Below are 12169 nucleotides of genomic sequence, written 5' to 3'. Positions count from 1 at the left end.
GGCCGCGCAGGATCTACCCGAACGTCACCTGGGCCGTGGCGTGCCGGCCCTCCCGGTGGGTGGCCGCCCACAGCTCGGCACCCTCCCCGGCCGGAGTGCCGCAGGCCGCCAGGTGCTCGCCTCCGAACACCGGCTTGTGGAGCCGGTACGACAGTGAGCGCACCCGGCGGTCCGGTGCCCGGCGGCGGGGGAGTTCGAGCATGAGCAGGGCGAGCAGCGGGCCGTGGACGACGAGGCCGGGGTAGCCCTCCTCGTCACGGCAGTACGGGGCGTCGTAGTGGATGCGGTGCGCGTTCGCGGTGAGGGCGCTGAACCGGAACAGCAGCGCGGGATCCGGGTGCGCGGGGAGCTGCCAGGGCGAGTCGGTGTCGGGGAGCGTCAACTGATCGAGGACACCTGGGTGTTGGCCCGCACTGCGTCCCGACCGGTACACGCTGTCCTGCTCCTCGACCACACAGAGGCGCCCGCGCTGCCGGAACTCACGGCGCTCGGTGACGAACAGCAGCTCCCCGGTGCGGCCCTGCTTGGCGGTGAGCGCGCCCAGGCTGCGCACGCGCTCGGCCGGTTCGCCCAGGCGCAGCGGTTCACGGATCTCGCAGCGGCCCCCGGCCCACATCCGTTGGCGGTGCGGGACCGGCGGCAGGAAGTGGCCGTCGAGCGGATGGCCGTCGGGGCCCAGCCCGCCCTGCGCGGGCCAGCTCAGGAAGTACAGCCAGTGCCACAGCGGAGGCAGCGGATCGCCGGCCTTCGCCACGGCGTCGGGCAGATCCAGGACCGCCGACAGGGCGGCCACCGGACCGACCGGCAGCGGATCCTCGTCCGTGACCGGACCCGGGGTCCACGACTCCACATACGAGCTGAGCGGCGCGGCACCGGACACCGGCACCGGCTGGTCCTCAGGTTCCATCGTCCTCCTGTCCTCGGCCGTGGACTCAGTTTAGGAACCGCGCTGTCGAGCGCACGTGATGTGCTCCCCGGTACCCCCGTACCCGCCGTACGAGATCCTCGGCGGCCGTCGGCCAGTCCGGCCGGCCGAAGTCGAAGCCGGCCGCGAGCAGGCGGCCGGGGACGACGCGGCGGCTCTTGAGGAGGAGTTCGGTGTCCGAGCGGAGCGCGAAGGCGCCGAGTTCGGCCATCGCCTTCGTCGCGGGCAGGCCCACCGGGGTGCCCCAGGCGGCGCGGAGGTCACGCATGAAGTCCCGTTGCGGCAGCGGGTTCGGGGCGGCGAGGTTCACCGGTCCGCTCAAGTCGTCCCGCTCGACGAGGAATTCGACCGCGCGGACGAAGTCGTGGCCGTGGATCCACGAGACGTACTGCGCGCCGCCCGCGACCGGGCCGCCGAGCCCGAGCCGCACCAGCCGCAGCAGCATGTCGAGGACACCGCCCCGGCCGGGGCTCATCACCATGGCGGAGCGCAGGGCCACCTTGCGGGTGCGCGGGGTGTCGGCCGCCTCCAGCTCCCGCTCCCAGGCCCGGGCGATCTCGATGCTGTACGCCCAGTAGTCGGGGACGTCCGGCTCGGTGCCGCCGATGACGCCGGTCGCCTCGTCGTTCGGCGCGTCGAAACGGTGGGAGTAGATGGTCGCGGTGCTCATCTGGAGCCAGACGCGGGGCGGCCGGGCGGCGGCCGTGATCGCCTCGCCGACGGCCCGGGCGGAGTCCACCCGCGAGTCCATCATCGCCCGCATGTTGGCGGGCGTGTAGCGGCAACTGACGCTCCGCCCCGCCAGGTTGATCACCACGTCGCTGCCGTCGATCACCTCGGCCCAGGGGCCCTGGCGCACCCCGTCCCACGGGATGTCGCCGGGGCGCCCGGGCCGTCGGCTCAGCACCACGACCTCATGACCGGCCGCGGTCAGTTCGCGGCGCAGCAGCGTCCCCACCTGCCCGGTACCCCCGGGAATCACGATCTTCATCCGGCTCGCCCCCTCTGTTCTCGGAGCGAGCATACGCCGATGTTGAACGTGTTCAAAACAGTGCGGTGGGACCTCCTGAGGGTGGTCAGTGCCGGGGCCGGTAGGCCTTGGGCAGACGCAGGCCGCGGTCGGCCATGATCTGGCGGACGCGGTCGGGGTAGTCGGTGATGATGCCGTCGATGCCCATGTCCATGAGCGCCTCGATGGTGGCCGGATCGTCACAGGTCCACGGGATGACCTTCAGGCCCCGGGCATGGGCCTCGGAGATCATCGTGGGGTCGGGGTAGAAGCGGAAGTCAGGGTCGCCGATCTTGCCGCTCTGCGGGAAGCCGTAGTTCGGGGAGAGCGCCTTGAGGCCCGGGACGGTGGCCGCCGCCTTGACGAAGTCGCCGTCGTAGTCGTCGGCGTCGATCCCGCCCAGCCAGGGGGAGGCGCCGGGCTTGCCGACCTGAAGGAAGTCGTAGTTCGTGAGCGCGACCAGCGGCCATCTCGGTGCCAGCTTGTGCATCGCCTTCAGCGCGCCCCAGTCGAAGGACTGGATGGTGACCTGGTCCTCGATGCCGGAGCGGTGGATCTCCTCGTAGACGCGGCGCACGAACAGCTCGCGCGGGGCGGTCTGTTCGGGTGCGCCCGCCTCGACCTTCGTCTCGATGTTCAGCTTGACCTGTTTGGCGCGGTAGCTCTTGACCAGGTTCAGGACGTCCTTGAGCTCGACCATCCGGAAGCCCTTGACCACCTCCTGCTGCGGGAATCCGGGCAGTTGCTGGTAACCGCAGTCCAGGGTCTTGATCTGAGCCAGCGTCAGATCCTTGATGTACTTGCCGACATACGGGTACAGGGGGTCGCCGGGCGTGACCGGTGCCGTGTCCCTGCACTTCACCCCGCTGATCTGCCGGTCGTGGTTGACGACGACCTTGCGGTCCTTGGTGATGTGCGTGTCCAGCTCCAGGGTGGACACCCCGAGCCGCAGGGCCTTGCCGAACCCCTGCAACGACTCCTCGGTCGTCAGCCCCAGGCCACCGCGATGGGCCTGCAGATCGAACAGGGCTCTGTGCGCGGGCGGTTGGGGCGTGGGCGTATGCGTTGTCGTTGTCGCGTGGGCGGCCGTCGGGAGGGCGAGCACCGGCGCCAGGGCCAGGCCGGCGAGGGCATGTCGTGCGGACATCGAAACCTCACTCGTGTCGGTTCGGGCGAGCAGGAGACGCTAGTTGAGCCATGGGCGTACGCAACAGCGTGGACATGTTCCCGCCATGAACCCTCACCGAACGGCCGCCCGGACTCAGCCACGCGGACCCACTGAGCAGCCGTACGCCTGCGCCCGTCAGCCGCGCAGATACGCCCCGAGCCGAGCGATCGCCGACGGGTTGCGGGGGCTCTCCACCAGGTCGACGTAGTCGAGGACGAAGATCCGGCGGTGCTTGACGGCGGAGACGTTGCGCAGCGGGGCGTACGACAGCAGGAACTTCCGCTTCTGCTCGGCGCTCACGTCCCCGTAGTCGCAGATCACGATGACGTCGGGGTCACGCTCGACGACACTCTCCCAGCCGACGGTGGTCCAGGAGTCGGCCAGGTCGTGCATGACGTTCTCGCCGCCGGCCGCGCTGATGATCTGGTCCGGGGCGGCGTGACGGCCGGACGTGAAGGGCTGGTCCTGGCCGCTGTCGTAGAGGAAGACCTTGGGACGCTCGGCCGGTGCCTTCGCCTCGACGTCGGCGATCTGCTTCTTGAACCCCGCGATGAGGGTGGCGGCCCGCTGCCGCACCCCGAACAGCTTGCCCAGGTTGGTGAGGTCCTCGTACAGCGCGTCCAGCGGCGGCATGATGCCGCGCGAGCTCTCCGTACGGCCGTTGTGGCACGACTCGGTGAGGGTGTACGTGGGGATGCCGAGCTTCTTGAGGGCGTCCGGGGTGAAGCCACTGTCCTCGCGGAAGCCGTAGTTCCAGCCCGCGAAGACGAGGTCGGCGCGGGCGTCGAGGACGTTCTCCTTGGTGAGCTGGTCCTTGGAGAGCCACTTGACCTTCTGGTAGCCGTCCTTCCAGGGGACGTCGGTGAGGTCGCCCTTGTCGTCGGGCATGGCGAACCCGGCCATGCGGTCCTCCAGCCCGAGCGCGAACATCAGCTCGGTGATGCCGACGTCGTTGGTGACCACGCGGTCGGGGACCTTGTCGTAGGTCACCTTGCGGCCGCAGTTGGTGAGCGTGACGGCGGTGGACTTAGCCTTCGCGTCGGCCTGCGGCTTTTCGACGGTGGCACCGCAGCCGGTGGCGGTCGCGGCGAGGCAGAGGGCGGCGATGAGCAACTTGCGCACAGGGATCCTTACGCGGGTGGGGGCAGGGTTCTCGAGTGGGAGCAGGGTTCTTACGAAGTGGCGGGGAGCAGGTCGAACAGCAGCTGGACCGCGCCCGTCTCCGGGTGTCGTACGGGATGCGCGCGCACCCCGAACACCTCGGCGAGCAGGGCGGGTTGAAGGACTTCGTACGGCGGCCCCGACGCGACGATCCGGCCGCCGGCGACGACGTACAGCCGATCGCAGTGCGCGGCGGCCAGGTTGAGGTCGTGCAGGGCGGCGAGCGCGGTCAGGCCGCTGCGACGGACCAGCGCGAGTACGTCCAACTGGTGTGCGATGTCGAGGTGGTTGGTGGGTTCGTCGAGGACCAGTACCCGGGGTTGCTGCGCCAGCGCGCGGGCGATGAGGACGCGCTGCCGCTCACCGCCGGACAGGGCGAGGAAGCCGCGCTCGGCGAGATGGCCGACGCCCGTGCGCTCCATGGCCTCGGCACACACGGCACGGTCCCGCGCGGCCGTCCGGTCCCGGTGCGGCAGCCGACCCATGGCGACCACCTCGGCGACCGTGAAGTCGAACTCCGCCGCCGACTCCTGGGGCAGCGCCGCCAACACCCGTGCGGCGGCCCGGGACCGCATGCCGTGCACGTCCTCCCCGTCGAGCCGTATCGCGCCCCGGTTCGGCCGCAGCGCCCGGTACACGCACCGCAGCAGCGTCGACTTGCCGCTGCCGTTGGGTCCGACCAGCCCGACGAACGCCCCGCTGTCCACGGCGAGTTCGATGTCGTCGACCAGCCGGGCGCCGGCCACTTCGACCGTCACACCGGTGATGTCGAGCCGCATGGTCACCTACCTCCGAACGCGTAGTGGCCGCGCCGCACGCGCAGTTGAGGACCGCCCGGCACGTCGTCCATGTCGATCCGCACGCTCACCGCCCTCCGAACGCATAGCCGCCCCGCCGCATCAGCAGCAGGAAGGCGGGCACCCCGACCACGGCCGTGATCACTCCGACGGGCAACTCGGCGGGTGCCAGCAGGAGTCGGGACAGCACGTCCGCCCACACCAGCAGGACGGCCCCGACCAGGGGCGCCACCGCCAGTACCCGGCGGTGGTCGGCGCCGACGAGCATCCGTACGACGTGCGGGACCATCAGCCCGACGAACCCGATCGCTCCGCTGACCGCGACCACCGTCCCGGTCACGGCCGCGGTGACGAGGAACAGCTCCCGGCGCAGCCGGCCCGGCCGGACCCCGAGCGCGGCGGAGGTCTCGTCACCCATGGCGAGCGCGTTGAGCGCCTCGGCACGCCACCGCAACCACGCCCATCCGGCCGCCACCGTCACCGCGGCGAGCGGCACTTGAACCCAGGTCGCGCCGCCCAGACTCCCCAGCAGCCACATCATCGCCGACCGGGCCGCCTCGCCCCGGGCCGCGCCGAACACCATCACCGTGGTCACGGCCTCGAAGCCGTACGCCAGCGCCGTCCCGGTCAGGACCAGGCGCAGCGGGGTGAGGCCGTGCGGGGAGCGGGCCACGGCGTAGACCAGGACCATCGCCGCGAGCGCCGAGGCGAACGCCGAAGCCGACAGCGCCCACACCCCGAGCCCCGCGAACGCCCCGAGCAGGATGACCGCGTTGGCGCCGACGGCCGCGCCCGAGGAGATGCCGAGCACGAAGGGATCGGCGAGCGCGTTGCGGACCATGGCCTGCACGGCCACGCCGACGGCCGCGAGCCCCGCCCCCACGACGGCGCCGAGTACGACCCGCGGCAGCCGGATCTCCCAGACGATGGTGTACGCGGCGACATCGTCGGCATGCACGGTCCCACCGGTGAGCCCGGCCCACAGGAACCGGAACACGGCTGCCCAGCCGATCCCGGCCGCCCCGAGTCCGACCCCGCACACGAGCGAGACCAGGAGCAGCAGCGCCAGGCCGAGGAGCAGCGGCGGCACGGGTATGCGGGTGGGGGTGGCACTTCGGCGCACGGCGGGGGTGGTCCTTCACCTGGGGCCACCTGTGGGACCTCAAGCAGGAGACAGCCCGTACGACCGTGCCGGCCGCGCGGTCCCCTCTCGCAGTCCACGGCGAGCAGTCGACGGGTCGCGCCACCCACAGGCGATCGGGCTCACACGGCACGTCTCTCTCAAGATGCCGCGCACACCGTTGCGGGTCAGCGCCGGACTCTCACCGGACTTCCCCCGCGGGAGGCTCCGGGAGCGTAGCAAACGCCCCAAAGGGGTCTGTCACCCAGGTCCTTGCTGCCGCACGCGCCGGGCGACCTTGCTGTCCTCGGTCTCCCACCACGGACGGACCAGGTCCGGCCCCGCCGTCCGCGCGACCGGCACGAGATCGGTGTCCAGGCGTCGGTCCAGTACGACGTTGCGGGCCCGCTCCGTCCGCGCCCACTGCACGAGGATCGCCAGCAGGAAGGGGAGCGCCACCAGTTCCGCGATGCTGATCATGGCGCCGCCGCCGACCTGCTGGTCGTGGTGGACGTCCGGCGCCCAGGGCGGGGCGTGGTGCAGATACCAGGCGCCGGCGATCAGCGTGCCGTGCGTCATGACGACGACACCGGGCACGGCGTCCACGATCCCGTCGAGGAAGACGAGCGCGGCCCGCACCGGATGCGTGCACCAGCCGGGCAGCGTCTCCTCGCCGGTCAGCACCGGCACCACGAACAGACAGCCGGCGAGCAGGAGATGCAGATACATGAGGTCGTGCAGCGGCCCGTACCGCAGCGCGGTCGCGAAGTACGGCGTGAAGTACACCGTCAGCTCGGTCGCCAGCACCAGCGCCGTGCTGACCAGCGGGAAGGTGAGCAGTCGTACGACCCGTCCGGTCATCGTCCGCCGCAGCCGGCCGGCCGGGCCCGCCGGCAGTGCCCGCAGCGCGAGGCCCAGCGGGTCGCCCAGGGCCAGCCCGATGGGCGCGACCAGATCGAGGAGGACGTTCTGGACGGCGGCCGGCCAGAACAGCACCCGGTCGTAGACGGCGAGGCCGGACATGGTGGCCGCGGTGAGCGTGCCGAGGCCCAGCAGGGCGAAGGCCGCGGTGCGGGCGAGGGGCCAGTGCTCGCCCCGGCGCGCGAGCCGCAGCACGCCCGCCGCGTACAGGCCGCCCAGCAGGACGACGAGGAGCAGCGCGGGCACGTCCGGTCGCCAGGAGGAGAGCAGCCGTCCCGCGGTGAGCTCCGGCAGACTCCCCATCACCAGGTCTCTCCTCGCTCCGTGTCGCGTCCGATGCGCGAGGGACGTTACGCCGCGTGGAATACCGACACCGGCCATACATGGGGCGAAACAGGCGACTTCGTACCAGTCTCATACCAACTTCCTACGAACGGCGTCGACTTCCTGTGAAAATCGTCGGCCCGTGGAATTGATCGTGTCGACCCACTCGCAGTCGTCCGCCGCGAGAGGCACTCTTGACGACGTGCGTACTGTTTCGCGACGTTTGAGAACTGCGGGAATCCGTGTCCCGGGGTGGATCGGGGGCGGAGGCGGGTACGCGTCGTGGATCGGCGGGTAATCAAACAGTGGCGCGTCGCGCACAGCGCGTCACGGGGGGAGCAGATCAGACGTGGAAGTGACGATCCACAGACTTGAAGACTTGACCGCCTCGCTCCGAGCGGCTTGGCACGGGGCGATGGACGAGTCGCCCGAGTACTCGAATCCCTTTCTCGCACCGGAGTTCGCGCTCGGGGTGGCCAGACAGCGGGACGCGGTGCGGTTGGCCGTCCTGCGGCAGGAGGGGAAGCCGGTCGGCTTCTTCCCGTACGAACGAGATGCTCTGGGCATCGGCCGGGCCATTGGTCTCGGCCTTTCGGACTGTCAGGCCCTGGTGCACCGGCCCGGGGTCACCTGGGACGCACAGGAGTTGCTGCGGGCCAGCGGACTGTCCATCTTCGAGTTCGATCACCTGGTCGAGGAGCAGACGCCTTTCGCCGGCTATGTCACCGGCCGGTTCGCGTCGCCGGTGGTGGATCTGAAGCCCGACGAGAGCGGCTACCCGCAGTGGCTGCGCGGCGCGTACCCGGGCCTCGCCAAGACGACGCTGAAGAAGGAACGTCGCCTCGGGCGTGACGTGGGCGAAGTGCGGTTCGTCTTCGACGAGCGCGACCCGGCGATGCTGCGCACGCTCATGCGCTGGAAATCCGCCCAGTACCGCAGGACCGGGCGGATGGATCGTTTCGCCCGGCAGTGGATCGTCGACCTGGTGGACGACCTCTTCCAGGTCCGCGAGGACCACTTCACCGGTGTGCTGTCCGTGCTGTACGCGGGCGACCGGCCGGTGGCCGCGCACTTCGGACCGAGATCGCGCACGGTGCTCGCGGCCTGGTTCACCGCCTACGACCCCGACCTGCACTACTACTCGCCGGGACTGATGATGCACCTGCGCACGGCCGAGGCGGCGGCCCGGGCCGGGGTGACGATGATGGACCTGGGGCGCGGCGACAAGGAGTACAAGGACTGGCTCAAGACCCGCGAGCTCCGCGTCGGCGAGGGCTTCGCCAGCCGCCCGCACCCGGTGGCGGCGGCGTACCGCGTCTGGCGCAGACCTGTGCGCGGTCTGCGCAACACGGTCAACGCCCACCCCCGCCTCCGCGAACCCGCCGACCGCCTCCTCAAGACGGTCGGCGGCCTGCGTACGTCACGCCGGTCGCCGTCCGGCGGGGGAGCGGGCAGCGCTCCCTGAGGCCGGTTGCCACGGGCGGGCCGGCATGCGCGGGCCCGCCCGGCGGTTGGATCTGCGCGGCTTGACGCGTGTCTCCCAGGCCGGTCCCGACGTGTCTCCGGGGCCGGTCCCGACGTGTCTCTGGGGCGGTCCCGAGTTTGCCGAATCGGCAACAGGCTTCGTGCACGCCGTGTCGTCCGTCGGATGATCGGTGTCGAAGCCGTCGATCGCGAGGGCTGCCTGGTCCGGTGGACCCGACGGCCCTCGCGTCACCCGGGAGGACCCCATGCCGCAGCCGACCCCAGCCGACCGCACGCACGGCCTCGTGACCTCGCCCGCCGGCCGTACTCACCTCGTGGAGCAGGGCGAGGGCCCGCTGGTGCTGCTCGTCCACGGGTTCCCGGAGTCCTGGTACTCCTGGCGCCGCCAGCTGCCCGCTCTGGCCGCGGCCGGCTACCGTGCCGTGGCCGTCGACGTCCGTGGCTACGGCCGCTCCTCCAAGCCCGCCGCCGAGTCCGCGTACCGGATGCTCGACCTCGTCGAGGACAACGTCGCCGTCGTGGACGCCCTCGGGGAGAGCTCCGCCGTGATCGTCGGGCACGACTGGGGCGCGAACATCGCAGCCACTTCCGCACTCGTACGCCCCGACGTCTTCCGCGCGGTCGGTCTGCTGAGCGTCCCTTACACCCCGCCCGGCGGCCCCAAGCCCAGCGAGGTCTTCGCGGGGATGGGCGGCGAAGAGGAGTTCTACGTCTCCTACTTCCAGGAGCCCGGCCGCGCCGAGGCGGAGATCGAGCCCGACGTACGCGGCTGGCTCGCCGGCTTTTACGCCGCGCTGTCGGCCGACACCATGGCCGAACCCGGCGCCCCCGACCCGCACTTCGTCACCCGCGGCGGCACGCTCCGCGACCGCTTCCCGCAGGGGCGTCGGCCGGCCTGGCTCGGTGAGGACGAACTCGACGTCTACGCGGGGGAGTTCGAGCGCAGCGGGCTCACCGGCGCGCTGAACCGCTACCGCAACATGGACCGCGACTGGGCGGACCTGGCCGGTCACCAGGGCGCCCCGATCCTTCAACCCTCCCTGTTCCTGGGCGGTTCCCTCGACGCGTCCACCACCTGGCTGGCGGACGCGATCGAGGCGTACCCCACCACGCTCCCCGGCCTGACCGCCTCCCACCTCCTGGACGGCTGCGGCCACTGGATCCAGCAGGAGCGGCCCGAAGAGGTCAACCGGATCCTGGTGGAGTGGCTGGCCGGGCTCGACGCCTGACGTGAACGGGCGGGCGGAAGTGCCGAGTCACCAGGTCGGGATGAGGCCGCCGTCGATCCTGATGTCGGCGCCGAGGACGTTCCCGGACCGGGGACCCGCCAGGTACAGCACCGCTTCCGCGACCTCGGCGGGCTGGGTGAACCGGCCGCTCACCATCGACCGCGCGGCACCCTCCGCGACCGCGGCCCGGTCGGCGCCGGTCGCCCGGCCGACCGTGGCCGCCACCCCGCTGTCCGACAGCCACAGATCGGTGGCGACCGGTCCGGGACTCACCGTGTTGACCCGGATGCCCTGCCCGCCCACCTCCTTCGACAGGCCCTTGGAGAAGGCGGCGACGGCTGCCTTCGAGACGCTGTAGTCGAGGACCAGGGGATCGGGCAGGGAGGAATTCACCGAGGCGATGGTCACGATGCTGCCCTCGCCCCGCGCCAGCATCGCCGGAAGCACGGCACGGGTCGTCCGTACCGTCGTCAGCAGGTTCAAGGTGAAGGTGGACAGCCAGTCCTCGTCGGTGATGGACAGGAACCCGTCGGGGCGGACCGGGGCGGCGCCGACGTTGTTGACCAGGATGTCGACGCGGTCGCCCGCCCGCTCCACCAGCAGGGCGGGACCGTCCTGCGTGGCGAGGTCGACCTCGACCACCTCGACCGTGCCGGACTTGGCCAGTTCCGCCAGCTCGTCGGAGGTGTGCCGGGCACCCGCGATCACCCGCGCGCCCTCGGCGGCCAGTGCCCGGACGACGGCGAGGCCGATGCCCCGGCTGGCTCCGGTGACGACCGCGGTGCGACCGTCCAGTTCGTGGACCATGAGGTGCTCCCAGGTGTCAGGGGTGAACTGTTCCCAAGGGCCAGCGTGACTCAGGAACCACGTCGGCGCAGGGCGAACGCCATGTGCGGGGGAAGAACGACGGACCCGAGGGCCGACTCTAGATATGCCCTGCCCGCCGCTGTCGGCGCAGCAGCAGCCCCAGGTACAGCCCGCCGACCACCGCCGTGACCACGCCGACCGGCAACTGGGCCGTCTCGTGAATGCGTTGGGAGGCGAAGTCGGCGGTGACCACGAGGAAGGCACCGGTGCAGGTGGCGCCCACGAGGTTGGGGCCGGGGGCGTGGGTGAGGCGGCGGGCCAGTTGGGGTGCGATGAGGGCGACGAAGGGAACCGGTCCCGCGGCGGCCGTCGCCACCGCGCAGGCGGCTGTGGCCAGCACCAGCACCACCAGGCGGGTGCGCTGGACGGGCACGCCGAGACCACCCGCGACGTCGTCGCCCATCTCCAGGATCCGCAGCCGGCTCGCGGTGAGGGCGACCAGTGGCAGCAGCACGAGCAGCCCGAAGGCGGCCGGGCGGGCGTCCTGCCAACCCCGGCCGTTCAGACTGCCGTTGAGCCACACCATCGCCTGCGCGGCCTGCGTGAAACGGGCCTTGGCGAGCAGATAGGCATTCACGCCCTGGAGCAGCGCACTGATCCCGATGCCGACCAGGACCAGCCGGTAGCCGTGGATGCCGTGCCGCCAGGCGAGCAGATACACCAGCAGCGCGGTCGCGAGACCACCGCCCACCGCGCCCAACGCGACCTGCCCGCCGGTGCCGCCGATGACCAGCACGACCAACAGGCCGCCGGTGGCGGAGCCGTAGGTGAAGCCGACGATGTCGGGGCTGCCCAGCGGATTGCGGGTCAGGCTCTGGAACAGCGCCCCGCTCAGCCCGAGCGCCGCGCCGACCAGGACACCGGTCACCAGGCGGGGCAGGCGGAGTTCGTTGACGACGAAGTTCGTCTGCCGGCTGCCGTTGCCGAGCAGGGTGCGGATCACGTCGGCCGGGGAGATGGCGAACTCACCTGTCCCCAGGGCGAGTACACCCACCGCGAAGGTGGCGACCAGCACCAGTGCGCAGACCGTGACCGTACGGACGTCCACGCGCAACGACAGCCCGCGTGAGCGGCTGCGGACGACGTGTGTACGGCGGGGGAGGGTCTTGGTCGTGCCGGGCGGAGCTGTCGTCACGACGACACCACCTTGCCGAGGGAGAAGG

The 12169-nt window shown here is 71.3% G+C and carries 11 protein-coding genes; 2 read left to right on the top strand and 9 right to left on the bottom strand.

Annotated elements, in window-relative coordinates; genetic code table 11:
* Positions 1 to 13: 13 nt before the first annotated feature.
* From ACWD5F_RS04355 to ACWD5F_RS04325, 7 genes are all read right to left on the bottom strand, one after another.
* Entirely contained in the window at positions 14 to 907 is an 894-nt protein-coding gene (locus tag ACWD5F_RS04355; protein WP_451250898.1) for a hypothetical protein, read from the bottom strand.
* 25 nt (positions 908 to 932) lie between these two features.
* Positions 933 to 1916, bottom strand: a complete 984-nt coding sequence (locus ACWD5F_RS04350) for a TIGR01777 family oxidoreductase (protein WP_451250896.1) — start codon at positions 1914 to 1916, stop codon at positions 933 to 935.
* A gap of 85 nt (positions 1917 to 2001) precedes the next feature.
* A complete protein-coding gene (locus ACWD5F_RS04345; protein ID WP_451250894.1) occupies positions 2002 to 3081 on the bottom strand; it encodes a glycerophosphodiester phosphodiesterase family protein in 1080 nt (359 codons plus the stop codon).
* A 156-nt stretch (positions 3082 to 3237) separates the two neighbouring features.
* Complete coding sequence (locus ACWD5F_RS04340) at positions 3238 to 4224, bottom strand: ABC transporter substrate-binding protein (protein WP_451250892.1); 987 nt, start codon at positions 4222 to 4224, stop codon at positions 3238 to 3240.
* Between the two features lie 50 nt (positions 4225 to 4274).
* Positions 4275 to 5042, bottom strand: coding sequence for an ABC transporter ATP-binding protein (locus tag ACWD5F_RS04335; protein WP_451250890.1), 768 nt, complete (start codon positions 5040 to 5042; stop codon positions 4275 to 4277).
* A gap of 85 nt (positions 5043 to 5127) precedes the next feature.
* A complete protein-coding gene (locus ACWD5F_RS04330) occupies positions 5128 to 6183 on the bottom strand; it encodes a FecCD family ABC transporter permease (protein ID WP_451250888.1) in 1056 nt (351 codons plus the stop codon).
* Between the two features lie 258 nt (positions 6184 to 6441).
* Complete coding sequence (locus tag ACWD5F_RS04325; protein WP_451250886.1) at positions 6442 to 7404, bottom strand: cytochrome c oxidase assembly protein; 963 nt, start codon at positions 7402 to 7404, stop codon at positions 6442 to 6444.
* A 370-nt stretch (positions 7405 to 7774) separates the two neighbouring features.
* Between ACWD5F_RS04325 and ACWD5F_RS04320 the strand changes: the two genes are divergently transcribed.
* Positions 7775 to 8890: a GNAT family N-acetyltransferase gene (locus ACWD5F_RS04320; RefSeq protein ID WP_451250884.1), complete on the top strand. Its 1116-nt coding sequence runs from the start codon at positions 7775 to 7777 to the stop codon at positions 8888 to 8890.
* A gap of 265 nt (positions 8891 to 9155) precedes the next feature.
* Positions 9156 to 10139 (top strand): alpha/beta fold hydrolase, encoded by a 984-nt coding sequence (locus ACWD5F_RS04315; RefSeq protein ID WP_451250882.1) that lies wholly within the window; start codon positions 9156 to 9158, stop codon positions 10137 to 10139.
* Positions 10140 to 10166: 27 nt separating this feature from the next.
* On the opposite strand, the gene ACWD5F_RS04310 is transcribed toward ACWD5F_RS04315, so the two are convergent.
* Complete coding sequence (locus tag ACWD5F_RS04310) at positions 10167 to 10946, bottom strand: SDR family NAD(P)-dependent oxidoreductase (protein WP_451250880.1); 780 nt, start codon at positions 10944 to 10946, stop codon at positions 10167 to 10169.
* 118 nt (positions 10947 to 11064) lie between these two features.
* Positions 11065 to 12141, bottom strand: a complete 1077-nt coding sequence (locus ACWD5F_RS04305) for a FecCD family ABC transporter permease (RefSeq protein WP_451250878.1) — start codon at positions 12139 to 12141, stop codon at positions 11065 to 11067.
* Positions 12142 to 12169: the final 28 nt, after the last annotated feature.

This window comes from Streptomyces sp. NPDC002499, from assembly GCF_053595415.1.
The sequence above is the reverse complement of the archived record's forward strand: the minus strand, read 5'-3'. Positions and strand labels throughout refer to the sequence as shown.